The organism is Streptomyces bottropensis ATCC 25435 (assembly GCF_000383595.1).
GTDB classification, from domain to species: Bacteria; Actinomycetota; Actinomycetes; order Streptomycetales; family Streptomycetaceae; genus Streptomyces; species Streptomyces bottropensis.
In genome coordinates, this window is record NZ_KB911581.1 from 6,481,246 (window position 1) to 6,507,112 (window position 25,867).

25 protein-coding genes are annotated in these 25,867 nt (G+C 71.6%); 12 read left to right on the forward strand and 13 right to left on the reverse strand.

What is annotated here, in order from left to right:
- Nucleotides 1–39: 39 nt before the first annotated feature.
- Both uvrB and STRBO_RS0128900 read right to left on the reverse strand, forming a co-directional pair.
- Nucleotides 40–2,169: an excinuclease ABC subunit UvrB gene (uvrB, locus tag STRBO_RS0128895; protein WP_005477984.1), complete on the reverse strand. Its 2,130-nt coding sequence runs from the start codon at nt 2,167–2,169 to the stop codon at nt 40–42.
- A gap of 40 nt (nt 2,170–2,209) precedes the next feature.
- Complete coding sequence (locus STRBO_RS0128900) at nt 2,210–3,079, reverse strand: MHYT domain-containing protein (RefSeq protein WP_005477985.1); 870 nt, start codon at nt 3,077–3,079, stop codon at nt 2,210–2,212.
- Between the two features lie 280 nt (nt 3,080–3,359).
- On the opposite strand from STRBO_RS0128900, the gene STRBO_RS0128905 reads away from it, so the two are divergent.
- Complete coding sequence (locus tag STRBO_RS0128905) at nt 3,360–4,229, forward strand: glycerophosphodiester phosphodiesterase (protein ID WP_005477986.1); 870 nt, start codon at nt 3,360–3,362, stop codon at nt 4,227–4,229.
- An 85-nt stretch (nt 4,230–4,314) separates the two neighbouring features.
- On the forward strand, nt 4,315–4,869 hold the full coding sequence (locus tag STRBO_RS0128910) for a methylated-DNA--[protein]-cysteine S-methyltransferase (RefSeq protein WP_005477987.1): 555 nt from the start codon (nt 4,315–4,317) through the stop codon (nt 4,867–4,869).
- Nucleotides 4,870–5,017: 148 nt separating this feature from the next.
- Here STRBO_RS0128910 and STRBO_RS0128915 read toward each other — a convergent pair whose 3' ends face one another.
- A complete protein-coding gene (locus STRBO_RS0128915; RefSeq protein ID WP_028796903.1) occupies nt 5,018–5,452 on the reverse strand; it encodes a VOC family protein in 435 nt (144 codons plus the stop codon).
- Between the two features lie 99 nt (nt 5,453–5,551).
- On the opposite strand from STRBO_RS0128915, the gene STRBO_RS0128920 reads away from it, so the two are divergent.
- Both STRBO_RS0128920 and STRBO_RS0128925 read left to right on the forward strand, forming a co-directional pair.
- Nucleotides 5,552–6,457, forward strand: coding sequence for a pseudouridine-5'-phosphate glycosidase (locus STRBO_RS0128920; RefSeq protein WP_005477989.1), 906 nt, complete (start codon nt 5,552–5,554; stop codon nt 6,455–6,457).
- 1 nt (nt 6,458) lies between these two features.
- Entirely contained in the window at nt 6,459–7,361 is a 903-nt protein-coding gene (locus tag STRBO_RS0128925) for a carbohydrate kinase family protein (protein ID WP_005477990.1), read from the forward strand.
- 111 nt (nt 7,362–7,472) lie between these two features.
- On the opposite strand, the gene STRBO_RS0128930 is transcribed toward STRBO_RS0128925, so the two are convergent.
- A complete protein-coding gene (locus STRBO_RS0128930; protein WP_020115222.1) occupies nt 7,473–8,270 on the reverse strand; it encodes a methyltransferase domain-containing protein in 798 nt (265 codons plus the stop codon).
- A 330-nt stretch (nt 8,271–8,600) separates the two neighbouring features.
- Between STRBO_RS0128930 and STRBO_RS0128935 the strand changes: the two genes are divergently transcribed.
- Complete coding sequence (locus tag STRBO_RS0128935) at nt 8,601–9,728, forward strand: magnesium and cobalt transport protein CorA (RefSeq protein WP_020115223.1); 1,128 nt, start codon at nt 8,601–8,603, stop codon at nt 9,726–9,728.
- A gap of 110 nt (nt 9,729–9,838) precedes the next feature.
- Here STRBO_RS0128935 and STRBO_RS0128940 read toward each other — a convergent pair whose 3' ends face one another.
- A complete protein-coding gene (locus STRBO_RS0128940; RefSeq protein ID WP_005477993.1) occupies nt 9,839–10,267 on the reverse strand; it encodes a CBS domain-containing protein in 429 nt (142 codons plus the stop codon).
- Nucleotides 10,268–10,565: 298 nt separating this feature from the next.
- The gene (locus tag STRBO_RS0128945) at nt 10,566–11,207 is read right to left on the reverse strand and encodes a nucleoside/nucleotide kinase family protein (protein WP_005477994.1); all 642 of its coding nucleotides are present in this window, start codon (nt 11,205–11,207) and stop codon (nt 10,566–10,568) included.
- A 92-nt stretch (nt 11,208–11,299) separates the two neighbouring features.
- On the opposite strand from STRBO_RS0128945, the gene STRBO_RS0128950 reads away from it, so the two are divergent.
- The 3 genes from STRBO_RS0128950 (at nt 11,300) to STRBO_RS0128960 (ending at nt 14,368) form a co-directional block, all read left to right on the forward strand.
- A complete protein-coding gene (locus tag STRBO_RS0128950; RefSeq protein WP_078531415.1) occupies nt 11,300–11,983 on the forward strand; it encodes a DUF2293 domain-containing protein in 684 nt (227 codons plus the stop codon).
- Nucleotides 11,984–12,186: 203 nt separating this feature from the next.
- Complete coding sequence (locus STRBO_RS0128955) at nt 12,187–12,666, forward strand: anthrone oxygenase family protein (protein ID WP_020115225.1); 480 nt, start codon at nt 12,187–12,189, stop codon at nt 12,664–12,666.
- A 214-nt stretch (nt 12,667–12,880) separates the two neighbouring features.
- Nucleotides 12,881–14,368, forward strand: a complete 1,488-nt coding sequence (locus tag STRBO_RS0128960; protein ID WP_005477998.1) for a glutamate synthase subunit beta — start codon at nt 12,881–12,883, stop codon at nt 14,366–14,368.
- A gap of 130 nt (nt 14,369–14,498) precedes the next feature.
- Here the strand turns inward: STRBO_RS0128960 and STRBO_RS0128965 are convergent, their stop codons facing one another.
- Entirely contained in the window at nt 14,499–15,077 is a 579-nt protein-coding gene (locus STRBO_RS0128965; protein WP_005477999.1) for a carboxymuconolactone decarboxylase family protein, read from the reverse strand.
- Between the two features lie 41 nt (nt 15,078–15,118).
- Here STRBO_RS0128965 and pdxR point away from each other — a divergent pair, with 41 nt between their 5' ends.
- On the forward strand, nt 15,119–16,531 hold the full coding sequence (gene pdxR / locus STRBO_RS0128970; protein ID WP_005478000.1) for a MocR-like pyridoxine biosynthesis transcription factor PdxR: 1,413 nt from the start codon (nt 15,119–15,121) through the stop codon (nt 16,529–16,531).
- A 196-nt stretch (nt 16,532–16,727) separates the two neighbouring features.
- On the opposite strand, the gene STRBO_RS0128975 is transcribed toward pdxR, so the two are convergent.
- From STRBO_RS0128975 to STRBO_RS0128985, 3 genes are all read right to left on the reverse strand, one after another.
- On the reverse strand, nt 16,728–17,543 hold the full coding sequence (locus STRBO_RS0128975) for an SAM-dependent methyltransferase (RefSeq protein ID WP_005478001.1): 816 nt from the start codon (nt 17,541–17,543) through the stop codon (nt 16,728–16,730).
- Between the two features lie 79 nt (nt 17,544–17,622).
- Nucleotides 17,623–17,901, reverse strand: coding sequence for a DUF397 domain-containing protein (locus tag STRBO_RS0128980; RefSeq protein ID WP_005478003.1), 279 nt, complete (start codon nt 17,899–17,901; stop codon nt 17,623–17,625).
- Between the two features lie 9 nt (nt 17,902–17,910).
- On the reverse strand, nt 17,911–18,771 hold the full coding sequence (locus STRBO_RS0128985; protein ID WP_005478005.1) for a helix-turn-helix domain-containing protein: 861 nt from the start codon (nt 18,769–18,771) through the stop codon (nt 17,911–17,913).
- Nucleotides 18,772–19,055: 284 nt separating this feature from the next.
- On the opposite strand from STRBO_RS0128985, the gene STRBO_RS0128990 reads away from it, so the two are divergent.
- The 3 genes from STRBO_RS0128990 (at nt 19,056) to STRBO_RS0129000 (ending at nt 22,638) form a co-directional block, all read left to right on the forward strand.
- The gene (locus tag STRBO_RS0128990) at nt 19,056–19,907 is read left to right on the forward strand and encodes an ATP-binding protein (RefSeq protein WP_209442958.1); all 852 of its coding nucleotides are present in this window, start codon (nt 19,056–19,058) and stop codon (nt 19,905–19,907) included.
- Entirely contained in the window at nt 19,898–20,368 is a 471-nt protein-coding gene (locus STRBO_RS0128995; RefSeq protein WP_046919742.1) for a hypothetical protein, read from the forward strand. Before STRBO_RS0128990 ends, STRBO_RS0128995 begins: the two co-directional genes overlap by 10 nt.
- A 245-nt stretch (nt 20,369–20,613) precedes the next feature.
- On the forward strand, nt 20,614–22,638 hold the full coding sequence (locus STRBO_RS0129000; protein ID WP_005478009.1) for an ATP-binding cassette domain-containing protein: 2,025 nt from the start codon (nt 20,614–20,616) through the stop codon (nt 22,636–22,638).
- 2 nt (nt 22,639–22,640) lie between these two features.
- On the opposite strand, the gene STRBO_RS0129005 is transcribed toward STRBO_RS0129000, so the two are convergent.
- From STRBO_RS0129005 to STRBO_RS0129015, 3 genes are all read right to left on the reverse strand, one after another.
- The gene (locus STRBO_RS0129005; RefSeq protein ID WP_005478010.1) at nt 22,641–22,826 is read right to left on the reverse strand and encodes a hypothetical protein; all 186 of its coding nucleotides are present in this window, start codon (nt 22,824–22,826) and stop codon (nt 22,641–22,643) included.
- 203 nt (nt 22,827–23,029) lie between these two features.
- Nucleotides 23,030–23,152, reverse strand: a complete 123-nt coding sequence (locus tag STRBO_RS45555) for a hypothetical protein (protein WP_005478011.1) — start codon at nt 23,150–23,152, stop codon at nt 23,030–23,032.
- A gap of 176 nt (nt 23,153–23,328) precedes the next feature.
- The gene (locus tag STRBO_RS0129015; RefSeq protein WP_005478012.1) at nt 23,329–25,401 is read right to left on the reverse strand and encodes an FUSC family protein; all 2,073 of its coding nucleotides are present in this window, start codon (nt 25,399–25,401) and stop codon (nt 23,329–23,331) included.
- Nucleotides 25,402–25,867: the final 466 nt, after the last annotated feature.

Sequence of the window (25,867 nt, forward strand, 5' to 3'; positions counted from 1 at the left end):
CGGGGGGTGTGCCTCCTCCCCCGGCGCTCGCCCCGGCCGTCAGGCCTGCCCCGCCTCTCTCATCTGCCGCAGCTCCTTCTTCATCTCGGAGACCTCGTCACGCAGCCGGGCGGCGATCTCGAACTGCAGGTCGGCGGCGGCCGCGCGCATGCGCTGCGTCATCTCGTCGATCTGCTGGGCGAGCTCGGCGGCGGGGCGGTCGGTCGGAGCGGCTTCCTTCACTCCTCCCTTGGCTGCTCTGGCCGCCTTGCCACCGAGGGCGGGGACGGGGGCCTTGGCGGCCTTGCCGTCCTTCCCCTGGCGGTAGCCCGTGCCGAGCAGCTGCTCGGTGTCGACGTCCTCGCGGGCGATCCGCGCGACGATGTCGTTGATCTTCTTGCGGAGCGGCTGGGGGTCGATGCCCTTCGCCTTGTTGTACGCGACCTGCTTCTCCCGGCGCCGGTTGGTCTCGTCGATGGCCTTCGCCATCGCCGGGGTGATCCTGTCGGCGTACATGTGGACCTGCCCCGACACGTTGCGAGCCGCGCGGCCGATGGTCTGGATCAGTGAGGTCCCTGAGCGCAGGAAGCCTTCCTTGTCGGCGTCGAGGATCGCCACCAGGGAGACCTCGGGGAGGTCCAGGCCCTCGCGCAGGAGGTTGATGCCCACCAGGACGTCGTACTCACCGGCCCGCAGCTCGCGCAGCAGTTCAACTCGGCGCAGGGTGTCGACATCGCTGTGGAGATAGCGGACCTGGATGCCCAGTTCCAGGAAGTAGTCGGTGAGATCCTCGGCCATCTTCTTGGTGAGGGTGGTGACGAGGACCCGCTCGTCCTTCTCGGTGCGCTTGCGGATCTCGTGCACCAGGTCGTCGATCTGACCCTCGGTGGGTTTGACGACGACCTCGGGGTCGACCAGGCCCGTGGGACGGATGATCTGCTCGACATGGCCGTCGGAGCGGGACAGCTCGTACTGTCCTGGGGTCGCCGAGAGGTAGACCGTCTGCCCGACGCGTTCCTGGAACTCCTCCCACTTCAGGGGACGGTTGTCCAGGGCGGAGGGCAGCCGGAACCCGTGGTCGACCAGGGTGCGCTTGCGGGAGGCGTCGCCCTCGTACATCGCGCCGATCTGGGGCACGGTGACATGGGACTCGTCGATGACGAGGAGGAAGTCGTCCGGGAAGTAGTCCAGCAGGGTGTTCGGCGGGGAGCCGGGCTCACGGCCGTCGAAGTGCATCGAGTAGTTCTCCACGCCGGAGCAGGAGCCGATCTGGCGGAGCATCTCCAGGTCGTAGGTCGTGCGCATGCGCAGCCGCTGGGCCTCCAGAAGCTTGCCCTGCTTCTCCAGCTCGGCGAGCCGCTCCCCCAGCTCCTTCTCGATGTCGTTGGCGGCGCGCTCCAGGCGCTCGGGGCCGGCGACGTAATGGGAGGCGGGGAAGACGTACAGCTGCTGGTCGTCGCTGATGATCTCGCCGGTGAGGGGGTGGAGCGTGGAGAGGGCCTCGATCTCGTCGCCGAACATCTCGATGCGGACGGCGAGTTCCTCGTAGACCGGGAAGATCTCGATGGTGTCGCCGCGGACACGGAAGGTGCCGCGGGAGAACGCCAGGTCGTTGCGCGTGTACTGGATGTCCACGAACCGGCGCAGCAGCTCGTCCCGGTCGAACTCCTCACCGACCCGGAGGGGGACCATGCGGTCCACGTACTCCTGGGGCGTACCGAGGCCGTAGATGCAGGAGACCGAGGCGACCACCACGACGTCGCGGCGGGTGAGCAGCGAATTGGTCGCGGAGTGGCGCAGGCGCTCCACCTCCTCGTTGATCGAGGAGTCCTTCTCGATGTAGGTGTCCGACTGCGGGACGTACGCCTCGGGCTGGTAGTAGTCGTAGTACGAGACGAAGTACTCGACCGCGTTGTTCGGCAGCAGCTCGCGGAACTCGTTGGCCAGCTGAGCGGCCAGCGTCTTGTTCGGCGCCATCACCAGGGTGGGGCGCTGGAGCTTCTCGATCATCCACGCGGTGGTGGCGGACTTGCCGGTACCGGTCGCGCCCAGCAGGACGACGTCCTTCTCACCCGCCCCGATGCGCTGGGCGAGCTCGGCGATGGCCGTGGGCTGGTCACCGCTCGGCTGGTAGGGGCTGACGACCTCGAGGGGCGCCACCGTGCGTTCGATCTTGGAAACGGGCCGCATGGAATCCACCGTACGACCCCGCACTGACAACGGGCTCCGATCAGCGGTTCTGCGGGGTGCGGGAACTGCGCTCGCGGTACTCCCGGGCGAGGTGGGGCTCCGGGTGCCGGCAGGTGTGCGCGGTGGCCTGGGCCGGGATGCCGGGCCGCCGCTCGACCGGACCCGCGTAGAACCGGCCCATGATCATGAACGGGTCGAACATCACGACGACTCCCGCGAGGAGCAGGAAGACCAGCGGGCCGATGATCAGCGGAGCGAGCAGTCCGGCGGAGGAGGAGCCGTCGGCCGGGGCGGAGGCGGCGGCGCCGTGCAGATGGACGTCGAGGGCGGCCATGCCCGTGTAGTGCATGCCGCTGACGGCGATCCCCATGACGAGACTGGCGCCGACGCTCCACAGGAAACCGCGGACCTGTCCGGCGGCCCACAGGGCGGCGATGGCGGCCACCACGGCGATCACGACCGACGCGGCCACGGTGAGCGTGTTGTATTCGAGCGTGCCGTTGAGCCGCAGTCCGGCCATCCCCAGGTAGTGCATGGAGGCGATGCCCAGTCCCGTGATGGTGCCGCCGGTGAAGAGCGCGGCCCCGGTCGCCCCCTTGGAGGCGACCATGAAGATGCCGATGCCGACCATGACGATCGCGACGGCGAGACTCGCGAAGGTCGTCAGGGGGTCGTAGCGGACCGGGGTGTGCAGGACCTTGAACCCCATCATCGCCACGAAGTGCATCGTCCAGATGCCGGAGCCGATGGCCGCCGAGCCCAGCGCGAGCCAGCCGATCCTCCATCGGCCGTCCACGAGCGTCGATCTGGTGGTGCAGCGCAGACCCAGCGCGCCACCGAGGCAGGCCATGAGATAGGCCACCACCGGTGTGACGAGTCCGTAGCTGAAGCCGTCGACCGTGCCCTGCATTCGCGGCTGCCTTTCCCGCCCTGTCGCGTCCCTGGATTCCCTGACGTGCCCCCAGCCCCGGGACCGCCACGACGGTCAGGGTTGTCGCAGAGAGTATGACCCCCACCGGAATGGTCGAACGATTTTCCGGCAAAGAAACACGCCCTTGCCTCACTTGTGCGGTGCCCGTGAGCGGACTTGGGCAACTCCATTCAATTCGTGGCCATCCTGCGCCCCTCTGCCGTTGACCCTCTGCTGTCACTCTTGAGCTGACCGTGATCGATCGACGCGAGGAGTACGCATGCACGTGCGCGCAGTTGCCGCCGCGACCACAGCGTTCTTGGGGGCCACCGTCCTCCTGCTCCCCACTTCCGCCGCGCATGCGGCCGCCGATACCGAGAATCCGCTGGTCGTCGCGCATCGCGGAGCATCCGCCTACGCGCCCGAGAACACCCTGGCCGCCGTCGACAAGGCCGACGAGATGGGCTTCGAGTGGGTCGAGAACGACGTCCAGCGCACCCGGGACGGCAGGCTCGTCGTCGTCCACGACGCGACGCTGACGCGGACGACCAACGTCGAGGAGCTCTATCCGGAGCGCGCTCCGTGGAACGTGGCGGACTTCACCGCCGCGGAGATCGCGCGCCTGGACGCGGGCAGCTGGTTCGACGACGCGTACGCGGGCGCGCGCGTTCCGACGCTGGAGCAGTACATGAGACGTGTGTCGCGCAACCACCAGAAGCTCCTCCTCGAGATCAAGAACCCGCAGCTCTATCCGGGCATCGAGCAGGAGACCCTCAAGGTGCTCGGCAACGAGGGCTGGCTCGGGCCGGCACATCTGGACAGGCTGGTGATCCAGAGCTTCGGCGCCGACGCCGTCCGGCGGGTGCACGAGCTGCGCCCGGCGGTGAAGACCGGCCTCCTCGGCACCCCGGACATCGCCGACCTGCCCGAATACGCGACGTTCAGCGACCAGATCAACTCCTCGTACACGACCATCTCCGAGTCCTACGTAGCCACGCTCCACGCGCTGGTGGGTCCGCACGGGAAGCCGCTGGAGATCCTCACGTGGACCGTGAACGACGCGGTCAACGCGCGCCGGGTGGCGGGCTACGGCGTGAACGGCATCATCACCAACAAGCCGGACGTGGTCAGAGAGGCCACGCAGGGCTGACACGGTCCGGGGCCGAGGGCGTGCGTTTCGCCGGGGTGGACCGTACGCCGCCGCCGTTGTCGGTGGCGGCCCGTACGGTGGTCGCATGAACAGCCATGCGCAGGACGAGCAGCGGGTCGTATGGGCCGTCGTCGGCACGGAGATCGGGCCGCTGCTGCTGGCCGCGACGGACGAGGGCCTGGTGCACGTCGTGTTCCACGCCACGGACGCGGTGCGCGACCAGACACTCGGCCGGCTCGTCTCCCGCCTGGGCACCACCCCCGTGGAGGCACCCGGCGCGCCGCAGCTGGCGGAGGCGATACGTCAGGTGAAGGCGTACTTCGCGGGCGAGCGTCATGACTTCGAGCTGCCGCTGGACTGGTCGCTGATCTCGGGGTTCAACCGCCAGGTGCTGCGCGAGCTGGCGTCCGGTGTCCGCTACGGCTCGGTCGTGGGTTACGGCGATCTCGCTCGGCGCGTGGGGCAGCCGGGCGCGGCCCAGGCGGTCGGAGTCGCGATGGGGTCGAATCCGTTGCCCGTGGTCGTGCCGTGCCACCGGGTGGTCGAGAGCGACGGCGGCATCGGCGGGTTCGGCGGCGGGCTGGAGACCAAGCGGAAGCTGCTGGCGTTGGAGGGCGTGCTTCCGGAGCCCCTGTTCTGAGACGGCCGTGACCGGACCGTGCGTGTCCGTGGACGGACCGTGTGTGTCCGCGTCCGGCCTGTGCGCAAGGGGCACCGAAGGCGGGTGCGGTGGGCGCGCATCGGTCAGCGGGCGGCATTCCGGCAGGCGCGGAGCAGCCGGAAACCGATCACGCCTGGTCGTAGTGGCGTGCCTCGAACACGTTGCCGTCCGGGTCCCGGAAGTAGAAGCTGCGCCGGGCCGCTCCCCGCGCGCCGAAGGAGTCGTACGAGAAGTCGGAGACGGGAACCGCCCTGTCCTCCAGGCGGGTGCGCAGTTCATCGAAGGCGTCGCCGGGCATGGCCAGGCAGACGTGGTTGACCGGGTGCCCCGCGCTGTCGGCGGCGCCGGGCACCATGGTCAGGGTCTCGGCCATGGTGAGCGGCATGAGGTCGAGGAGCGTCTCGTCGTTGAGGCGTACGGAGGGGAAGGGCGCTCCTCCCGCCGCGTACTCGGTGATCCGCACGGGCTCCAGGCCCACGGCCTCCTCGTAGAAGGCGGCCGCGGCGATCGGCTCCCGCACCCACAGGACGACATGGTCGAGGCGTGTCGTGTTGTCCTTCATGCACTTCAGGCTGGTGTCCTGCACCACAGTGCGCAAGGGTTTGGCCGGGCGCGCCGTCCGCCAGGGATGAGGGAAGAACGACAGACAGGAGGCAAGCGCGTGCTGGTGGTGTCCGAAGAGGTGCGGGAAGCGGTCGACGCGCGTCGACCCGTGGTGGCGCTGGAGTCCACGATCATCGCGCACGGGCTTCCCCGCCCGCGCAATCTGCAGGTGGCACTGGAACTGGAGGAGGTCGTACGGCAGGAGGGAGCCGTACCCGCGACGATCGCCGTGCTCGACGGGCGGCCCCACATCGGCCTCGGCAAGGACCAGTTGGAGCGGGTCGCCAACGAGGACGGCATCCGCAAGCTGGGACACCGGGACCTGCCCCTCGCGGTGGCCTCCGGTGCGAGCGGCGCGACCACCGTGTCGGCGACCGCCCAACTGGCGGCCCTGGCAGGCGTACGGGTGTTCGCGACGGGCGGGCTCGGGGGTGTGCACCGGGAGTGGACGTCGACCCAGGACGAATCCGCCGACCTGGGCCTTCTCGCCCGCACCCGGATCACGGTGGTGTGCGCCGGCGTGAAGTCGATCCTGGACGTCCCGGCCACGCTGCAGCGCCTGGAGACGCTGGGTGTCGCGGTCGCCGGGTACGGCACGGAGCGCTTCCCCGGGTTCTATCTGTCCGACTCGGGTCATCCGGTGGAGTGGACGCTTCGGTCGCCGGACGAGGTCGCGGACGTCATGCGGGCACAGGACACGCTCGACGGACCGGAGTCGGCGCTGATCGTCGCCAACCCCGTACCGGAGGAGGAGCAGCTCGATCCCGAACTGCACGCGCGCGTGCTCGCGGAGGCGCTGCGGGCGTGCGAGGCGGAGGGAGTCACGGGGCAGGCAGTCACCCCCTTCCTGCTGAGCCATCTGGTCAGGCACACGGACGGCGCCTCCCTCAGCGCCAACCTGGCCGCGGTACGCGGCAACGTACGGCTCGCGTCCCGGATCGCGGCGGCCTGGGCCGGGGCGTGACATGAGCGGGGCGCTGCTCGTCGTGGGGGACGTCGTCACGGATGTCGTCGCCCGGCACCGCGGACCGCTCGCGCCGGGCACCGACACGGCCTCCGCGATCCGGACGCTGCCGGGCGGGGCGGGTGCCAACGTGGCCTGCTGGGCGGTCCACTGGGGCTGCGCCGACGTGCGGCTGCTGGGGCGGGTGGGCACGGACGGGGCCGCGTGGCACGAGCGGGAGCTGCGGGCTTCGGGGGTACGGCCCCGTCTCGTCGTCGATCCGGACGCGGCCACGGGGACGGTGATCTGCCTGGTGGACACGGGTGAGGCGGCCGAACGCACGTTCCTCACCGACAGTGGCGCCTCGTTGCGGCTCGACCCTGACGACTGGTCACCGTCGCTGCTCGACGGGGTCGCGCGGTTGCACCTGTCGGGCTATCTGTTCTTCTCGGAGCCGAGTCGCGCGCTGGTGTCCGTGGCCATGGAGTCGGCACGCGCGCGTGGAGTGCCGGTGAGCGTCGATCCCGCGTCGGCGGGCTTCCTCAGGCGGCTGGGCGTGGCCCGTTTCCTCTCGCTCGTCGAGGGGGTCGACCTGTTGCTGCCCAGTCGCGACGAGGCGTCCCTGCTGACCGGACTGCCCGATCCGGCCGACGCGGCGGCCAAGTTGAGCCGCCTCGTCCCCTTGGTGGTGGCCAAGCAGGGCGCCGACGGCGCGCTGGTCGCCCGCGGGGGCCGTGTCGCGGCACGGATTCCGGCGGCTCCAGCCACGCCGCGCGACACCACCGGCGCCGGCGACGCCTTCACCGGGGCGTTCCTGGCGGCGCTGCTCGCGGGCGCGGAGGCCGAGGACGCGGCGATCGAGGGGTGCGGGGCGGGGGCGCGGGCGGTGCAGAAAGTGGGGGGACGGCCGCCGGGGGTGGGCTGAGGGTCTTGCGCGGCGCAGGTCGGGCGGTTGCGCCCCCGGATGCCCGCGCGGGGCCGAGCGCGAGCACGCGCACTATGCCTTTCGGGTCTATGGCTTCTATGGCTTTCGGGTCTATGCCTTTCGGCCCCACGCCGAGATCAGCGGCGGGGCGGCGATGTCCATGGCTCCGGCGGCGATGTCGGCCAGATGCCGGTCGATCTCCTCCTCCGTGGCGAGGTTCGCCTCGACGAGTGCCGCACGGAGCCCGCCGATGGTTGTCGACTCCAGCGCCGCGCAGGCGGGTGAGGCCACGGGGAAGTACGCGTCGGCCTCCACACCGCGCAGTCCCGCCGCGCGCAGCAGTCGCGGGAGTCGCCGGCCGTGTGCCGGATCGATTCCACGTTCGGCGAGCAGGGCGCGGACGGCCTCACGGAGCCTGTTGGCCAGCTGATGCTCGGGGCCGGTTTCCTCCAGGCAGGCCAGGGGTTGGAGATCGTGGTCGGCGTCCTCGATCAGGAGGCGTCCACCAGGACGCAGAGCCTTGGTCATCGACAGCAGCGCCCGCTCCCGGTCCGGCGCCTGAGCCAGGGCGAGGCGGGCGTGGACGAGGTCGAAGCCGTCGCCGGGCGGCTGGTCGACGCCCAGGTGGTGGACGAGGGCCTCGACCGGCGGGCGGGTGACCGAGGGGACGGCCCAGGAGATGTCGGTGTCGGTCGCGATGACCTTGCCGGTCGGTCCGACCTTCTTGGCCAGCCAGGAGACCACGCTGGTGCCGCCCGCGCCGACCTCCCAGCAGCGCCAGCCCGAACCCAGTCCGAAGCTTTCCATGTGCCGGAACGTCGTGGGGTCGAAGAGGGTGGCGAAGGCGTCGGGGCCCTGGCCCGTCTCGGCCTGCCGGTGGTCGAGGAGATACCCGTCGGTTCGCATCATGCCGCGATCTTCCCATTTGCCCGACTTATCACTCACGGCGACTCTCCAGCGGTCCGCGAGGTCCGTCCCCCTGACGGCGATCGGACGGCGATCGGACGGCGATCGGACGGAACGGACCGGATCGGACGTCTGGATCAGGGCGGTTGGAACACGGTGGTCGGATCACGGCGGCCGAATCAGGAACGGCCGGCGTCGGCAAGGACGTCTACATCTACAAGCGAAGTGGAACATTCCGTTCCCACAGGCTTACCCGGCACTCGTTCGGCCCTGGCAAACTGGCGCGACAAGGCACGGAGTGCGGTGCGAGGGGATTCACGCAAGGAGAACCAGATGTCCATGGCAGGGAATCTGCGGAAGGTCACCGGCCTCGACAAGGTCGGTGGTCTCCGCAGGATGGCACGGCTGGCCCGACGGCGTCCCCGCGTCGACCTCAGCCACCCGGCCCGCTCCCCGCTGGGCACCTCGGTGGTGAACTGCGTGACGTACCACAAAGGCGTCCGCTCCCCCGGTGGCCGCGATGTCGTCGAGGCCGTCAAGCAGGTCCGCAAGCACGACCACGGCTTCGTCTGGCTGGGGCTGCACGAGCCGACGCAGCGGGAGTTCGCCGGCATCGCCGAACTCTTCGACCTGCACCCGCTGGCGGTCGAGGACGCGGTCGAGGCCCATCAGCGCCCCAAGCTGGAGCGTTACGGCGACACGCTGTTCGCGGTGTTCAAGACGGTCTGCTACGTCGAGCACACAGAATTGACCGCGACGAGCGAGGTGGTGCACACCGGCGAGATCATGGTGTTCGTCGGCGCCGACTTCGTGATCACGGTCCGGCACGGGCGGCACGGCTCGCTCGGTCCACTGCGCGAGGAGCTGGAGGCGAACACGGAGCAACTGTCCAAGGGACCGGCCGCGGTACTGCACGCGATCGCGGACCACGTGGTCGACGACTATCTGAACGTCACGGACTCTGTGCAGACGGACATCGACCAGGTCGAGACAGATGTGTTCGCCGCGAACGGCGCGCGCGTCGACCCCGGGCGCATCTACCAGCTCAAGCGCGAACTGCTCGAACTCAAGCGGGCGGTGGCCCCGCTCGCCCGCCCCCTCCTGGAACTGACCTCGCGGCCGATCCGGGTGGTCGACCCGGAGATACAGGCCTACTTCCGGGACGTCTCCGACCACCTGCTGCGGGCCACCGAGCAGATCGCCGCGTTCGACGAACTGCTCAACTCGATCCTCCAGGCGCACCTGGCGCAGGTCAGCGTCGCGCAGAACGAGGACATGCGGCGGATCACGGCGTGGGCGGCGCTGATCGCCGTGCCGACCATGGTGTGCGGGGTCTACGGCATGAACTTCGAGCACATGCCCGAGCTGCACTGGCGGTTCGGCTACCCGCTCGTCCTGGGAGTCATAGCCACCGCCTGCGTCACCCTCTACCGGGGCTTCAAGCGCAACGGGTGGCTGTGACTCCCGGAGGAGAACGGGAACGGGAACGGCGCGGGGAGCGGAGTGGTGGTCGTTCGGTCGGTCGTTCGGTCGTTCGGTCGTTCGGTCGTTCGGTCGTTCGGTCGTTCGGGTCAGTGTGTCGTGCTCTTGGCGTAGACGCTCTCGACCCAGGCGGCGATCTGGTCGTCCGACAGGTGATGGGCCAGGTCGGCCTCGCTGATCATGCCGACGAGCCGCTTGTTCTCGATCACCGGGAGACGGCGGATCTGGTGCCCCTTCATCTCCTCCAGTACGTCACCGATGTCCGCGTTCGCGTCGATCCAGCGCGGGGTTCCCTTGGCCATCTCGCCCGCCGTGATCGTCGACGGGTCATGGCCCAGGGCGACACAGCCGACGACGATGTCGCGGTCGGTGAGGATGCCGCAGAGCCGTTCGTTCTGGTCGCTGATGGGGAGTGCCCCGACGTTCAGCTGGCGCATCAGCTGCGCGGCGCGGTCCAGGGTCTCGTGGGCGGGGATCCACTGGGCTCCGCGGTGCATGATGTCTCCGGCGGTGGTCATGTAGTACCTCCCGGTGCCGGACGGCCGGCGCGGCGCAGGACACACCGCTAGTCCCGGCGCCCTTCATTCTTGCCGCGACCGGAGTGAACCGCACCCGGGGGCGTAATCGGGCGGGCCCGCGCCGCCCACGGGGGATGCCGATGTGCCCCCAGACGGCGAAGTGCCCGGTACGCACACAAGGGCCCGCCGACGATTCGGATGCGCACGCCGCGCCCCGCCGCTCCGAGGGCAAGGCCGGCGCATGGGGCCCACCGGACCGCCGGACGTGGCGGAGCTTCCGGAGTTCGCTGCGTGTCTGTCAGCCGTTCCAGGCCGGGTGCCGTGGGTCGTCGGCACGCACCAGCACGTCGGCGGTGGCGGCCGGGTCCGTCTCGGCCTCGTAGCGCTCGAAGGCGGGGAGGGTCCAGTGCTCGCCCTCACGGGTGCGGCGGCGCAGGGCGCCCGGGGAGAGGAGGACATGGACGGTCAGGTCGAAGGGGAACCAGTGCTTGAGGAGGAGGGGGCCGTGCGTCAACAGGAGCGCACCGGGTGGGAGTTGGACGTAGGGGCTGCGGGTCGCGCGGTCGCTGGCGGGGTCCCAGAGGTCGGGCAGGATCCGGCCCGTGCCGCCGGGGTCGAGGGGGCCGAAGACCTCGCGCCACAGGGCGGCGGTGTCGAACCAGCCGTCGTAGTACGCCTCCACGTCCTCGTGGCCGTACTCGAACCGGAGCGACGCGGGCCGGAGGAACCCCTCGGTGCCCACGACGAGCGAGGGCCGGCCACGTATGCGCAGTGCCTCCGCCACCCGGTCGGCGAGGTCTCCCGGGCGGGCGGCCGGGGCACCGTCGAAGGCGATGCGCGGCCAGGGCGATCCGTCGTCCGGCTTCAGGTCGACGATGCGGTCGGCGAGGAGGTCGCCGAGCCGTTCCCAGGTGATCGCTTCGAATCGCACACGGCCCATGATGCCGCGCGCGACCGACCGCGCCGGAGCCGGTCGGGGCGCCGGTGCGACGACGACGTGACCACACGGCCACCGGCGGGAAAGTACCGCGTATGGCAGCGCTCGCTACTCCCCCGCCCCGTATCGGGCTTGTCGTCGTGCAGGCACTCAGGAAGAAGCACTGCGCCGAGTGCCGGAGCGGTCCGGTGGCGCTGTTGGTGCTGGAGGAGGGAGCGCCGCGTTGCCTGGACTGCGCGGATCTCGGGCACCTGGTGTTCCTGCCCCGGGGCGACACCGCGCTCACGCGGCGCGCCCGGGAGGAGAGTGCGCTGTCGGCGGTGGTCGTACGGTTCAACCGGCGCCGAAGTCGTCACGAGCGGCAGGGTGTCCTGGTGGAGGAGGCGGCGCTGGTCCGCGCGGAGGAGCGATGCCTGGCGGACGCCGAGGTGCGGCGCCGACGCCGGCTGCGGGACGCACGGCGGCGGGCGGTGGAGGACGTACGTTTCACGGACGCGTTCGCCGCGGAGGTACGACGGCTGTTCCCCGCGTGCCCGGCCGAGCGGGCCCGGGAGATCGCCGCCCACGCGTCGATGCGCGGCAGCGGCCGCGTGGGCCGCAGCGCGGCCGGACGCGCGCTGACGCAGGTCGCGGTGACCTCCGCCGTCATCGCGTCCGTCCGGCACGTGGACACGCCGTACGACCGACTGCTGATGACCGGCGTGCCCCGCCACGAGGCGAGACGGCGGATCGTGGGGGCGGTGGAGGCGAGACTGCGGGAGTGGCGGGGGGTGGGGTGAGGGGTGAGGGGTGGGGGGCGGGGGGCGGGGGGAGGCCCCCCGGAAGGGGTACCGCCAGGTTCGAAAGCCCAGGGCCGCCTACGCTCGCGCGTGGGCCGGCGTGTGCGCGCGGGGGTGACTCTGGCTGTACATCTGTTCACTTGTGGTGACGGTGGGTGCGGGGCAGGATCTTGGGGATTCGGGGGATCGAGGTGGGAGCGGACATGATCGATGGGCCGTATTTCGTGCTGACGGTGCTGGGGCTGCTCGGGACGGCGATCGTGGCGGGCGTGTTCTGCGGGTTCTCGACGTTCGTGATGAAGGGGCTGGCGTCGTTGCCGCCCGCACAGGGTGTGGCGGCGATGCAGGCGATCAACGCGAGCGCGTTGACGCCGGCGTTCATGCTCGTGTTCATGGGTACGGCGGTGCTGTGTGCGGTGCTGGCCGTCGTGACGTTCGTGCTGTGGCCGGACGAGGGCAGGGTGGCACTGCTGCTGGGCAGTGCGCTGTTTCTGTTCGGCTCTTTCGGGGTCACGATGGTGGCGAACGTGCCGCGCAACGAGACGCTCGCCAAGCTGGACGCGGGTACGGCGGAGGCCGCCACGTACTGGCGTGAGTACGTGAGCCGGTGGACGACCTGGAACACCGTCCGGGCTGTCGCGTCGGCCGCGGCCGCCCTGTCGTATCTCCTCGCGCTGGCCTGAGGCGGGGGCGGCGGGCGCGTCGTATCGTGGCGGGAAGAGAGCCGCCCGACGGCGTACAGCCTCGCGCTTCGCGCCCCCGTCCTCCTGCCCCTCAGCCCCGCGTGTTTCTCATGCCTCTCGTACCTCTCATGCCTCTCATGCCGATCCAGTCCGCCGGAGTACGGCCCTGTGCGGCCGTGCCCGTCCGCGTACGCCATACGTGAGGGAGACGGCCATGGCCGATCCCAAGGGTTTTCTGACCACGCCGCGCGAGGAGTGGCGCCGTCGGCCTGTGGAGGAGCGGGTGCGGGACTGGGACGAGGTGTATGTCCCGGGGGCGCTCCTGCCGATCGTCAGCAGACAGGCCGACCGGTGCATGGACTGCGGGGTTCCCTTCTGCCACGACGCCTGTCCGCTGGGCAATCTGATCCCCGAGTGGAACGACCTCGTGTCACGGGAGGACTGGCGGGCGGCGAGCGACCGGCTGCACGCCACGAACAACTTTCCCGAGTTCACCGGACGGCTGTGTCCCGCGCCGTGCGAGGCGGGGTGCGTGCTGGCGATCAACCAGCCCGCGGTGACCATCAAGAACGTGGAGGTCGCCATCGCGGACCGGGCCTGGGAGGACGGTTTCACACTCCCGCGCCCACCGGACCGGCTGTCCGGGAGGACGGTCGCCGTCGTCGGTTCCGGGCCCACCGGGCTGGCGGCGGCACAGCAGCTGACGCGGGCCGGGCACACGGTCGCCGTGTACGAACGGGCCGACCGGATCGGGGGGTTGCTGCGGTACGGGATCCCGGCGTTCAAGATGGAGAAGCGGCATCTGGACCGGCGGCTGGAGCAGATGCGGGCGGAGGGAACGAAGTTCCGTACGTCGACCGCCGTCGGGAGGGACGTCGGCGCGGCCGAGCTGCGGGCCCGGTACGACGCGGTGGTGATCGCCACGGGGGCCACGGCCTGGCGCGAACTGGACGTCCCCGGGCGGGAGTTGGGTGGGATTCATCAGGCGATGGAGTATCTGCCGCTGGCCGACCGGGTGTGCGAGGGGGACCTGGAGGTGTCGCCGCTGTCCGCGGCCGGGAAGCATGTGGTGATCGTCGGAGGTGGTGACACGGGGGCGGACTGTCTGGGGACGGCGGTGCGGGAAGGGGCCGCGTCCGTGACGCAGTTGGACATCTATCCGCTGCCGGAGGCGGAGCGTGACGAGGACCTCGATCCGTGGCCGACGTATCCGAAGGTCTACCGGCTCTCGGCGGCGCACGAGGAGGCGCGCGAGCTTCGGTCGGCGCCGGCGGCGGACGCGGACGCGCGACTCTTCGCGGCGTCCACGCTCCGCTTCACCGGAGACGGGGCGGGGCATGTGCGGGCCTTGCACCTGGTCGAGGTCGATGGACGGCGGCAGGTCCGGCCCGGAACCGGGCGGTCGCTGCCCGTCGATCTGGTCCTGCTGGCCCTCGGGTTCTCCGGGCCGGACCGTCACGACGGGCTCGTCGAGCAGCTCGGGCTGGCGCTTGATCCGCGTGGGACGATCACACGGGGACCGGACTTCTCGACCACCGTGCCCGGTGTGTACGCCGCTGGGGACGCCGCGCGCGGGCAGTCCCTCGTCGTCTGGGCGATCGCCGAGGGGCGCGCGGTGGCCGCCGCGGTCGACCGGCGGCTGACCGGCACGGGACGCCTGCCGGCACCGATCGGACCATACGACCGGCCCATGACGGCGTGACCGGCCGGGGGCGGCATCGCATCGCCGGGCCGCGTCGCCAGGCCGCGTCGGCGTCGGCGGGATGACCTGGCGGAGTGATCTGCGGGGTGACCCGGCCGGGTGACCTGGCGGGGCGGCGGACCCGAGTGGGTCAGCGGGTGTCCGTGCCGGCTCGTTTGGCGGTGGAGAGGGCGATGCGGTTCCACGTGTTGATGGCGAAGATCAGGGCGAGGACATGGGCCAGTTCGGTGTCGTCGAAGTGGGTGGCGGCTTCCGCGTAGACGTCGTCGGGGACACCGGCGTCGGCGACGAGCGTGACCGCTTCGGTGAGGGCCAGCGCGGCCTGTTCGCGGGGGGTGAAGAAGTGCCGGGCCTCCCGCCAGACCGGGACCATGTGCAGCCGGTCCTCGCTCTCGCCGGCCTTGCGGGCGTCGTTGGTGTGCATGTGGAGGCAGTAGGCGCAGTGGTTGAGGTGGGAGGCGCGGATCTGGATCAGTTCCACCAGGGTCGGGTCGAGGCCCTCGCGGGCCGCAGCGTCGAAGCCGATGAGGGCCCGGAAGGTGTTCCGGGCGGACTTCGCGAAGTCGAGGCGGGGCGTGTTCACCGCGTTCGCCGCGCTGGTCGCGCCCGTCGCGTTCGCCGCGCCCGTCGCGTGTGTCGGGTCCGTCGCACCCGTCGCGCCCGTCACCGTGTCCATCGCGTTCTGCACCGTGTTCGTCGTCATGACCATGAATCTATGACGGAGAAAGACCTGCCATAGGGTGCATTCTCATGGTGGATTCATGGGTCAATTCCGCGGAGCGGATCGGAGCCGATCTGCATCTCGAACTGTCCGGTCGGGGTGGGCGGCGGGCGGCGCTGATCCGGGCGTTGCGGGACGCGGTGCGCGGTGGGCGGCTCCCTCCCGGGACCCGGCTGCCCCCGTACCGCTCGCTCGCCGCCGACCTGGGGATCGCCCGGAACACGGTCGCCGACGCCTACGCGGAGCTGGTCGCGGAGGGTTGGCTGACGGCGCGGCAGGGGTCGGGGACGCGGGTCGCCGAGCGGGCCGAGCCGTTGGACGTCCCCGCGCGCAGGTCCCGGGAGGCACATCCACGCGTGCGTGGGCCTCGGCACGATCTGCGGCAGGGTACTCCGGACGCGTCGGCGTTCCCGAGGACGGCCTGGTCGGCGTCGTATCGCAGGGCGTTGGCGCAGGCGCCCAACGAGGTGTTCGGGCCCGGTGACCCGGCCGGCCGGATCGAGCTGAGGGAGGCGCTCACCGAGTACCTGGCACGCGCGCGGGGCGTGCGGGCCGAGCCCTCGCGGATCGTGGTCTGCTCCGGCTTCGCGCACGCGCTGCGGCTGCTGTTCCACGGCCGGGTGCTGCGGGGGCCGCTGGCCGTGGAGTCGTACGGGCTGGGTTTCCATCGTGAGCTGCTGTCGGCGGGCTCCGTACGGACGGTTCCGTTGCCGCTCGACGAGGACGGTGCCCGGGTGGACGGGCTGGGCCGGGAGCGGGCCGTGCTGCTCACGCCGGCGCATCAGTTCCCCACCGGCGGTCCGCTGCATCCCGTCCGGCGGTCCGCTGTCGTGGACTGGGCACGCGCGCGTGGGGGGCTGATTCTGGAGGACGACTACGACGGGGAGTTCCGCTACGACCGTAAGCCCGTCGGGGCCCTTCAGGGTCTGGATCCCGAACGGGTCGTGCACATCGGTTCGGTGAGCAAGAGCCTGTCGCCGGCGTTGCGCCTGGGGTGGATGGTGCTGCCGGAGCGGTACGTGGGCGCCGTGCTGGAGGCCAAGGGGGAGCGGGAGGCGTGGGCGAGTGTGCCGGAGCAGCTGGCGCTCGCGGACTTCGTGGTCTCCGGGGCGTACGACCGTCATGTGCGGCGTATGCGGCAGCGGTACCGGGCGCGGCGGGACCGCCTTGTCGCGGCCCTCGCCGCGCACGCGCCGCACGTCGAGGTCACCGGGATCGCCGCCGGACTGCACGCCGTGCTGCGGTTGCCGCCCGGTACCGAGCGCTCCGCGGTGAAGGCGGCGGTCTGGCGGGGCGTCGCGCTCGACGGTCTGTCGGAGTTCCGGCATCCGGAGGCCGTGGGGGACGCGCCGGACGGGCTCGTCGTGGGGTACGCGACGCCCCCGGAGCACGCGTACGGCGCGGCGGTCGAGGCGCTGTGCGGGGTGTTGCCGCCCGGGTGAGGGGTGCTGCCCTCCGGGTGATCCGCTCCGGGTGATCCGCTCCCTCACACCCGAGCGCGCCCCCCACACCCGAGCGCGCCCCCGCGCGCGACCGTGTGCATGCGCCGCGACCACATACGTGCGCCGCGACCGACGTGCGTGCGCGGCGCGTGCCGGGAAGGTCGCGCCGCGCTCGTGCGTGACCGTCCGCGAAGCCCTACGGCTTGCGCGCCACCGCCCCGTATCCCGGGATGATCCCGTCGTCCTGACCCGGGACGGGTTCGCCGAGTTCGGGGTGCCAGTGCTGGGGCACCTCGACGCCGGGGTCGACCAGTTCGAGGCCGTCGAAGAAGCGGGTGAACTCCGCACGGGAGCGCAGGGCCAGGGTGACGCCCGCGGCCTTGAGCTTCTCGGTCGCGGCCCTGGACTCCTCGGGGGTGAAGTCGGCGGTGGCGTGCGAGAGGACGAGGTAGCTGCCGGAGGGCAGTTCGGACATCAGCCGCTGGACCAGGGTGTGCGCGCCGTCCTCGTCGGAGACGAAGTGCAGCAGCGCGATCAGCGAGAGCGCCACGGGCCGGTCGAAGTCCAGGATCTTCCTGGCGCCTTCGACGACGGCGTGCGGGTCGCGCACGTCGGCCTGCAGATACTCGGTGCGCCCCTCGGGCGTACCGCGCAGCAGGGCGGCCGCGTGGGCCAGCACGATGGGATCGTTGTCGCAGTAGACGACGTGCGCATCGGGGGTGACGCGCTGGGCGATCTGGTGCAGGTTCGGCTCGGTCGGGATGCCGGTGCCGATGTCGAGGAACTGCCGTACGCCGTTCTCCGTGAGCCAGCGCGTGGAGCGGTGCATGAAGGCCCGGTTGACCTGTGCCATCACCGGCACCCGGGGATCGAGGGCCAGCATCTGCCTGCCCATGGCCTCGTCGACGGGGTAGTTGTCCTTGCCGCCGAGGTACCAGTCGTACATACGCGCGGGGTGGGGTCTGCTCGTGTCGATCTCGACGGGGGGACTCCCGTTCATGACGAACTCCATGGGAACGAGCGGCGGCAGGTGATCAACTCAAGGCCAACATAGGGAAAGCGACTGAACAACAGGGAGGACGCAACAGGCCTCAGGACAGGAGGAAGTCGGCCACCCCCGCCTTGGCGCCCTGGATGAAGGCGTTCATCTCGTCGGGTGTGTAGATCAGTGCCGGTCCGTCGGGGTCGGTGGACTGCCGTACGGCGATGCGGCCGTCGGCGAGCTTCATGGCCTCCAGACAGTTGCCGCCGTTGCCTCCGCTCCAGGGCTTGTGCCAGCCCTCGCTGCCGAGTTCCCGGGCGGGCATGCCGTTGTAGACGCGTGTGTGCGACTGCTTGCGCGTGCGCGACTGCGACTTGACGAGTTCCATTCGGTGTCTTCAGAGCTCCTTGCGGAGATCCCTGAGGATCTCCTTCGTGCGTTGTGCCGTGGCGGCCTGCGCCGCCATGCGGTCCATGACCTCGAGGTGGGTCGCCACCTCGGAGCGGTCGTCCAGATAGACGGCGCCGGTCAGGTACTCGCTGTAGACCATGTCCGGAAGTTCGGGCATGGCGAAACGGAACAGGACGAACGGCCCGTAGGTGCCGGGGTGCGGTCCTGTGTCGAAGGGGGCGACCTGGAGCGTGACATGGGTCAGCTCCATGGCCTCCAGCAGTCGGTCGATCTGGGCGCGCATGACCGCCGGTCCTCCGACGGAGCGGCGCAGGACGGTCTCGTCCATCACGCACCACAGCCGGGGCGCGTCCTCACGGGTGAGCAGTTCCTGCCGTTGCATGCGCAGGGCGACATGGCGCTCGATGTCCTCGGGCTTGGTCTGGCCGATGGCGCCCGAGGTCATGACGCCGCGCGCGTAGTCCTCGGTCTGCAGCAGGCCGGGGACGAAGTGGGGGTCGTAGCCGCGGATCAGGCCGGCCGCGCCCTCCAGGCTGACGTACATGGAGAACCAGCCCGGCAGGATGTCGTGGTAGCGCTGCCACCAGCCGGGCTTGTTGGCGTCCTCGGCGAGCCGGACGAAGGTCTCGGCCTCTTCGTCGGCGACCCCGTACGCCTTCAACAGGAGCTGGAGGTAGGGGATTTTGAGGGCGACCTCGGCGGTCTCCATGCGGCGGACGGTGGCGGCGGCGACGTGCAGGATGCGTCCGGCCTCCTCGCGCCGGATGCCCGCGCGCTCACGCAGGTCCAGCAGCCGCCGGCCCAGCACGACCTGGCCGACCGTCGGCGCGGACCGCGGCTCGCTCATCTCGCCCCTCTCTTCTCTGACTCTGCGCTGACCTACGTCGATTCCCGGCCCGTCGGGTTCCGGCAGCCGGGCGGCGCTGTTTCGGGCCTCGCGCGCCGCGCGTGGCCGTGTACGCAAACGAACACTGTGCGTGCTTAAGAACGTTGTGCGAGGGATTTCCAACTGGCGCCGCTACACGTGCTGTTGCGTGCAGTGTGCCACGGCCGTTCAGAGAGTCATACGGCACTCTGCAATTTTCAGAGTGACACTTGCCAAGTGTTCACGGCGGGGCGATAGTGGCAAGCGTGATTCCGCCCCCTGCGCCGTTAGGAACAGACGCCGCCGGAGACCGTGTCGGTCCCGGTCCGGCCGCCGGGGCGCGCCCCGAGACAATCGCCGAGCGCCGGTTTCGATTCGAGCTGGCCGCGCACCCGGGTGCGGTGGCCCAGGCTCGGCGTGTGACCCGTACCCAGCTCACCGGCTGGGCCGTCTGCGAGGACACCTGCGACACGGCCGCCCTGGTCGTGTCCGAGCTGGTGACCAACGCGATCGTGCACACCGCCAGCACTCAGATCGTCTGCGAACTGCTGGACGGCGACGAGCTGGTGCGCATAGCGGTACGGGACGAGGGCTGTGCGCCCGGTGAACCGCACCCCTCGCCGCAGCGACCGGAGGAGGAACATGGCAGAGGACTGCTCCTCATAGAGTCGCTCTGTCGTTCCTGGGGGGCGCAGCCGGTCGGTCTGGGGCTCCTGGTGTGGGCGGACGTGCCGCGCGGGCTAGCCGACGCGGTCTCCCCCGACCTGGGCGCGAGCGCGGTGACCGTCACCAGCCTGCCCCCCGCGGCGGACACGGCGGCCCGGTCCGACCTGGGCTGGGGCGCGAAGAAGCCGCCGCCGGAGGGCCGGGAGGCCGAGCCGGAGGCCTTCCGCCGCACGGGTGCCGACGGTCTCGGCGGTGGTGCCGGAGCCCGCAGGGACACCGCGACCCGCCGGGGTGGCGAGACCCGCCGGGATGGCGAGACCCGTGGAGGGACCGAGGTCCGCAGGGGCATCGCGGGCCTCGCGGTGGCCGGGGGTCGCCCGGGTACGGAGAGTCGTCGGGAAGTCGAGGTCCGGCCCGAAGTCGGACGCTGGTCGGGGGCCGAATGGGTGTGAGCGCGTCGATCGGTCCCGCTCGGCCCCCCGGTGGGGGCAGAGTGGCTCGCGTGGTGAGCCTCGACACCCTGACCCGTCTGCGCCGCGCCCAGCGCCCCGCCGCGACGCCCCGCCCCGTCCCCCTGCCCGAGGGCATGACCGCGCCCATGGGCTGCGACGCGGTGACCGTACCGGCCCGCTTCGGGCCGCTGGTCCTGCCCCGCCTGCCCCGCGTGGGGTGCGTCTACGCCGACAGGGCGCACTGGTGGTGGATCGTGCCCGCCGACTCCGACTACGCGCTGGAGTGGCCCGCCCCGGTGCGCTACACCACCGGCGCGCTGGTCGCCGACGGTGCGGACGTGCCCGCGCTGATCCTCCGGCCGGAGGGGGCCATCGCCTACACCCCGCCGATACCGCTGTACCTGGCGCTGTGCCGGGTCACCGGGACCACGCCGTCCTGGTCCCGGACGATGACCGCGTAGGACTCCGCGGCCTCTGCTGCCTCCGCGGCCTTGCCACCCCCTGCTTCCGCGGCCTTGTCACCCTTGCCTCCTCCGCCGAACGAACGGTGTGCGGCCCCTTCACCCGCCTCGCGACGTACTCCTCCCTGCCTCTTCGCGCCCCGGCGTGCTCCGGGCGGACGAGGGTCCGGTCGTCGTGCGCCCTGGTCGGGGACGGGGTGCGCCGGGATAGTGGCCTGTCGGCGACGACTCGGGGGAGGCCGTGGGTGGGCAAGGCGCGTGACGGGGACAAGCCGGAGACCTCGGAGTCGGAGCTGCTGCTGTTCGGAGGGCCGCTGCGGTACGACATGGGCTGGTCGCAGCATGCGAACGCGTTTTTGGAGCTGAACTTCCGCGCGATGGTGCGGCGGCTGCCGTCACTGCTCGCGTCGAGTTTCCGGCTGGCCTGGCAGGCGGACCGCTGGGCGGCCCGGACCGTGCTGGCGTCCGAGACGGGCCGGGGTCTCGCCCAGGCGGTGAGCCTGCTCGCGATGAACTCGATCCTGGCCCGGCTGATCGCGGACGGCACGGTCGAGCAGCGCCTGAGGGGGGCCGCCCCCGCGCTCGTGGCCATCGCCGCCGTGATGCTGGTCTCGACCCTGCTGCGGGCCGCGTCGACGTACGCCACGGGCCGGCTGGAACCGAAGGTGGAGCGCGTCGCGACCGAGCTGTACCTGGAGCGGGCGGCGGCCGTGGAGCTGTCCGCGATCGAGGACGACGGCTTCCACAAGCTGCTGGACACCGCGAAGTACGGCGCCCAGTCCGCCCGCCGGATGATCAGCTACTCGGCGCACGTGGTGAACGCATTGATCTCACTGATCGCGGCGGCCGGTGTGCTGACCGTGCTGCACCCGGCTCTGCTGCCGCTGCTCGTCACGATGACGCTGCCGAGCGCCTGGAGCGCGCTGACGATCGCCCGTCGCCGGTACACGTCCTTCCACGCCTGGGTGCAGCATGCGCGCGCGGGGTATCTGATCGGCTCCCTGCTGATCGAGCCGGAGGCCGCGCCGGAGATCCGGGTGCACGGTGTCGGCCCGTTCCTGCTGCGTCACTTCCGCTCCATGTCGGAGACGGCCGAGGCGGAACAGGCCCGCCTGGCCCGGCTGGCGGCCCGTACGGGCCTGTACGCGGCGCTGTGGACCGGGCTGGCCACCGTGGCGACGTACGCGACGCTGGGCGGTCTGCTGCTCGCCGGCGCGATGGCCCTGTCCGTGGCCGGGACGGCCGTCATCGCGATCCGCACCGGCTCCGCCAGCCTCGACACCCTGGTGCTGGAGGTGAACTCCCTGCACGAGGAGGCCCTCTTCGTGGGCGACATGCAGCGCCTGTACGTGGAGGCCGCCAAGCGCGCGATCCCGGAGGGCGGTGACGCGCTGCCCGAGGACCCGCGGGAGATCCGGCTGGAGAACGTGACCTTCACCTACCCGGGCAAGGCCGCCCGGCCCGCGCTGAGCGATGTCACCCTGACCGTGCCGCTGGGCAAGATCGTGGCGCTCGTCGGGGAGAACGGCTCGGGCAAGACCACCCTGGTCAAGCTGCTCGCCGGGCTGTACACCCCTGACCAGGGCAGGATCATGTGGGACGGCGTGGACGCGGCGGGCGCCGACCGGCGGCAGCTCGCCGAGCGCATCGCGATGGTCGCGCAGGACTTCAAGCGGTGGCCGTTCACGGCCCGCGTCAACCTGGCGATCGGACGCCCCTCGGCGCCGCTGACCGAGGAGCGGCTCGCCGCGTCCGTCGCCGAGGCCGGGGCGCAGGACGTGCTGGAGGACCTGCCGCGCGGCCTGGACACGCTCCTGGGCAGGGGATTCAGCGGCGGGCACGAACTGTCGGGCGGGCAGTGGCAGCGCCTCGGGATCGCTCGGGCCGCGTACCGGCGCGGGCGCATCCTGATCGTCGACGAGCCGACGGCGGCCCTCGACGCCCGCGCCGAACTGGAGGTCTTCGAGAAGATCCGCGCCCTGGCGGGCACCGGTCAGACGGTCGTCCTGATCACGCACCGGCTGGCGTCGGTGCGCCACGCCGACCTCGTGCACGTCCTCGACCAGGGCCGTCTCGTGGAGTCCGGCACCCCGGAGGAGCTGCTGGCCACGGGCGGGGTCTACGCGGAGCTGTACTCGCTGCAGGCGGAGCAGTTCGCGGCGAAGGTGCCGGCGCCCGCGCGGGTTCCCACGACGGCGCCGACCACGGCTCCCGTGCCGGCGCCGACCGGGGCCTCCTCGACGAAGGCTGCCGCGCCGGAGCCGGGGTGAGGTCAGGCCGACGCGGTCACGGCGGTGTCGGCGCCGCGCACGATGACCAGGAACATGTCGGTCGCGATGTCCATCACGACCTCGGCCTGCAGCCCGTCGAGGCGGGCCGCGTGCGCCAGTTCCTCCGCCGGCCACGAGCCGCGCGGCCCGCCGGCGGGAAAGCGCCCCAGCACCGTTCTCCCGTTCATGCTGCACCTCCATGTCGCGCCGTGCCCGTGGCCGGTGATCCGCGGCCGGGCAGCTTGTAGATTTAAACGCCAACCACGGGGTGAACGGCTCGGGAAGTGACGGTACTGAGACGTAGTTGACACGAGGTCAACGGTGGATCGTGAGGTACCTCTCAGAAACCACACATTCCGGTGACGCTAAGTGCCGAATCTTGCGCTAATAGTCACTCCTCGTACTCGTCGTGGTAGCGGCTCCGCTCGTCGCCCACCGCTCCCAGTGCCGCGAGGGCCGGCAGTCCGGCCGCGGTCGCGGGCGCGTCGACGGTGAGCGGCTCGCGGTCGCGCATCACGACGGCCGTCGACGATCGTGGCGCGGGCCTCGGCGGAGCGGGCGCTGTGCACGGGGGCGGACCGATGGGGCGGACCCGCGGGCGCAAGCTCACGTGCGCCGGCTCACGTGGTCCACCCCCACCGGCTCGTGCGCGCGCTCGGACGCGCCGGCCCGTGCCTACCGCTCACGGGCTCAGGCCCTGCCTCCCCGGCGGTCGGCCTCGTCCGCTGCTTCGGTCCCGCCCGACGCGTCGGTCACGTCCGGTGCCTCGGGGAGGGTGGTGCCGGTGTGCCTCTGGTGGCGGGCGAGTTCGTCGAGGAGTGCGGTGAGGCGGTCGGTGTGGTGGCGGCTGAGCCGTCCGGTGTCGTCGAGATGCACGGCGCAGGCGGTGGTGGTGTCGACCAGTCGTTCGAGGAGAGCGGCGACCTCGTCGGTGCCCTCGGTGTGCCGGGCCAGAGCGGGCAGTTCGGCTTCGGAGAGGGCGATCGCGGAGCGGGCCTTGGCGAGCGCGCGGTAGGCCTCGCGGCGCAGGGCCCAGCGTGCCGCCCGCACGTCGGCCGTACCCGGCAGGGCGGACCCGACGGACACGGTGACGCCGTTGGGCGTGGCCGAACCGCCCGGCGACGACGTCACGCCCGTCCCGCCCGTCCCGCTCGTCCCGCTCGTCCCGGAGCGTGCGCCCGGCGTGCGCGGCTCGTCGAGGACGTGCGCGACGTAGGCGTACGCCGCGGTGCCCGCTTCCGTGAGCCGGGCGCGTACGCCGCCGCCCCGCTGCCCCCTCGGCATCGGCAGATGGCCGACGATCAGGACGATGGCGCAGGCCAGCAGCGTTTCGCCGATACGGCTCCAGGAGGCCTGGGGGTCGCCGCCGACCATGACGAGGGCGAGGACGAGGACGGTGACGACGGCGGTCTGGGCGGCGAAGTGCCGGGTGGCCACGGGTATCAGCGCCCCGCTGACCGCGACGAGCGCGATGAGCCCTTCCGGCCTGGGCAGTACGGCGGCGAAGGCGGCGAAGAGCACCGCGCCGAGCACGGTCCCGGCGGCCCGGCACAGCACGCGGGACGCCAGCGGCCCCAGGTCGGGCTTGACGAGGAAGACGGCGGTCGCGGGCAGCCAGTACCAGTGCTCGTGGTGCAGCGCCTGGGCGACGGCCGCGGCGGCCCCGAAGGACAGGGCGACCCGCAGCCCGTACTCGCGTCCGCCGGACCCGAGGCCGAGCCTGAGGAGGGAGCCGAGGGTTCGGCGGCGGGTGTGCAGGGCGCGGGCGTCGCCGCCCCGGTCGAAGGTCTCGGCGGCGCGCAGGAGCGCGTCGTCGAGGGCGCGCAGCGCGGGCGCGAAGGCGGCGTCCGCCGACGGACGATGCCGGGCGCCGGGAAGGACGGGCGCGGGCAGCGGCCCGGTCGCGGTGTTGCCGCGCACGGCCGCGGCGAGCCGCCGGGGCCCTTCGGAGGCCCGCCCGACGACGGCGTCCCGGTCCCAGGCCAGCGCGGTCGCCGCCTCGGCCAGGGGCAGCGCGGCGGCGTACTGGGCGTGCAGCCGCCGCTCGGCCGACGAGCTGGCGTACCGCCGCAGCCGGGGTCCGGCGAGCGCGTCCTGGGCGTGGTCGAGGGCGGCGGTCAGCGCGGAGCGCCGGGCGAGCGCGTCGGGGGTGCCGACGGCGTCCAGCAGCCCGGCGATCGCGTCGTAGACGGCGGCGACGGCGTCCCGTTCCCCGTCGAAACGGTAGTCACCGGCGGTGAGGACCGCGGGCGTGGGCAGGGCGAGACGCAGGACGAGCAGCCATCCCGCGCCGGCCAGGTAGGCGAGCGCCCGCTCCCAGCCCGGTTCGGGCAAGGGCATGCCGGCTCCGATGGCGGCCGCGACCAGCAGTTGCGTACCCGCTCCGGACGCCACGAGCCCGACCGCGCTCATCCCGCCGGCGAGCAGTCCGAGCGCGGTGAGCAGCAGGGTGAGGACGACCGCGCCGGTGTACTGCCCCGCGTACGTGCCGACGAGCAGCCCCACGGCTCCCGCGAGCGCGGGCACTCCGAGCCGCTGCACGGCCACGCGCCTGCTTCCGGGGCGGTCGTTGATCCCGGCGAGCATGGCGCCGAGCGCGGCGAGGACCCCGACGGAGGGGCGCCCCATGCAGACGGCCACCAGGAGCAAGGGCCCACCGGCCAGTGCCCCGCGCACCACCGCGTTCCAGGGCACCGGACCCCTCTGGGCGCGCAGGGCATGGGCGAGCCAGGGCGGCAGGGGCAGGGCGGCGGGGCGGGACACGGGGCTCCTGTCGTCGGGTGAGGGCGGGGTGTGCCTTCGGGCGACGGTGGCCGGGGCGTGGGTGGTCCGGCGGCGACAGGTGATGCGCCGCCGAGGGCTTCGGTGCTCGTGCTCTCCACCGTAGGTGCCCGACCTGGAGGATATGGAACGCTCGTATTGCCGCGATGTGACGATCCCTGTAGATGCCATGTTCTTTATGAACGCAATCAGGGCGCGCACGCGTGCGCCGAGGCGAAAAGCGGCGTGAGCCGAGTCGAAAGGGGTGTGAGCCGAGGCGAAAAGGGGTGTGAGCCGAGGCGGAACGGTGACGCGGGTCATGACGGCGAAAAAGGTGGGCCCGAGGGCGTAGCCGGCCCCCGGGCCCTGTGATGCCGCCCATAGGGCACGCCGCCACGGTAAAGAACCCAGGTCAGTCGTCATGTCGCCGCGTCCTGCCTTTGGACCACCACGCATCGAGCTGCGCGGG

What these genes read in the sequence shown, in the direction of transcription:
- STRBO_RS0128940 (WP_005477993.1), bottom strand. Translation starts at nt 10,267, where the DNA reads ATGACCACCGCCGGAGACATCATGCACCGCGGAGCCCAGTGGATCCCC.
- STRBO_RS0128950 (WP_078531415.1), top strand. Translation starts at nt 11,300, where the DNA reads ATGGCAGCGCTCGCTACTCCCCCGCCCCGTATCGGGCTTGTCGTCGTG.
- STRBO_RS45555 (WP_005478011.1), bottom strand. Translation starts at nt 23,152, where the DNA reads ATGCGCGACCGCGAGCCGCTCACCGTCGACGCGCCCGCGACCGCGGCC.
- STRBO_RS0128965 (WP_005477999.1), bottom strand. Translation starts at nt 15,077, where the DNA reads ATGGTCATGACGACGAACACGGTGCAGAACGCGATGGACACGGTGACG.
- STRBO_RS0128915 (WP_028796903.1), bottom strand. Translation starts at nt 5,452, where the DNA reads ATGAAGGACAACACGACACGCCTCGACCATGTCGTCCTGTGGGTGCGG.
- STRBO_RS0128910 (WP_005477987.1), top strand. Translation starts at nt 4,315, where the DNA reads ATGAACAGCCATGCGCAGGACGAGCAGCGGGTCGTATGGGCCGTCGTC.
- STRBO_RS0128925 (WP_005477990.1), top strand. Translation starts at nt 6,459, where the DNA reads ATGAGCGGGGCGCTGCTCGTCGTGGGGGACGTCGTCACGGATGTCGTC.
- STRBO_RS0129005 (WP_005478010.1), bottom strand. Translation starts at nt 22,826, where the DNA reads ATGAACGGGAGAACGGTGCTGGGGCGCTTTCCCGCCGGCGGGCCGCGC.
- STRBO_RS0128960 (WP_005477998.1), top strand. Translation starts at nt 12,881, where the DNA reads ATGGCCGATCCCAAGGGTTTTCTGACCACGCCGCGCGAGGAGTGGCGC.
- STRBO_RS0128955 (WP_020115225.1), top strand. Translation starts at nt 12,187, where the DNA reads ATGATCGATGGGCCGTATTTCGTGCTGACGGTGCTGGGGCTGCTCGGG.
- STRBO_RS0128935 (WP_020115223.1), top strand. Translation starts at nt 8,601, where the DNA reads ATGTCCATGGCAGGGAATCTGCGGAAGGTCACCGGCCTCGACAAGGTC.
- STRBO_RS0128930 (WP_020115222.1), bottom strand. Translation starts at nt 8,270, where the DNA reads ATGATGCGAACCGACGGGTATCTCCTCGACCACCGGCAGGCCGAGACG.
- uvrB (WP_005477984.1), bottom strand. Translation starts at nt 2,169, where the DNA reads ATGCGGCCCGTTTCCAAGATCGAACGCACGGTGGCGCCCCTCGAGGTC.
- STRBO_RS0128905 (WP_005477986.1), top strand. Translation starts at nt 3,360, where the DNA reads ATGCACGTGCGCGCAGTTGCCGCCGCGACCACAGCGTTCTTGGGGGCC.
- STRBO_RS0128995 (WP_046919742.1), top strand. Translation starts at nt 19,898, where the DNA reads ATGGGTGTGAGCGCGTCGATCGGTCCCGCTCGGCCCCCCGGTGGGGGC.
- STRBO_RS0128985 (WP_005478005.1), bottom strand. Translation starts at nt 18,771, where the DNA reads ATGAGCGAGCCGCGGTCCGCGCCGACGGTCGGCCAGGTCGTGCTGGGC.
- STRBO_RS0128980 (WP_005478003.1), bottom strand. Translation starts at nt 17,901, where the DNA reads ATGGAACTCGTCAAGTCGCAGTCGCGCACGCGCAAGCAGTCGCACACA.
- pdxR (WP_005478000.1), top strand. Translation starts at nt 15,119, where the DNA reads ATGGTGGATTCATGGGTCAATTCCGCGGAGCGGATCGGAGCCGATCTG.
- STRBO_RS0128945 (WP_005477994.1), bottom strand. Translation starts at nt 11,207, where the DNA reads ATGGGCCGTGTGCGATTCGAAGCGATCACCTGGGAACGGCTCGGCGAC.
- STRBO_RS0128900 (WP_005477985.1), bottom strand. Translation starts at nt 3,079, where the DNA reads ATGCAGGGCACGGTCGACGGCTTCAGCTACGGACTCGTCACACCGGTG.
- STRBO_RS0128975 (WP_005478001.1), bottom strand. Translation starts at nt 17,543, where the DNA reads ATGGAGTTCGTCATGAACGGGAGTCCCCCCGTCGAGATCGACACGAGC.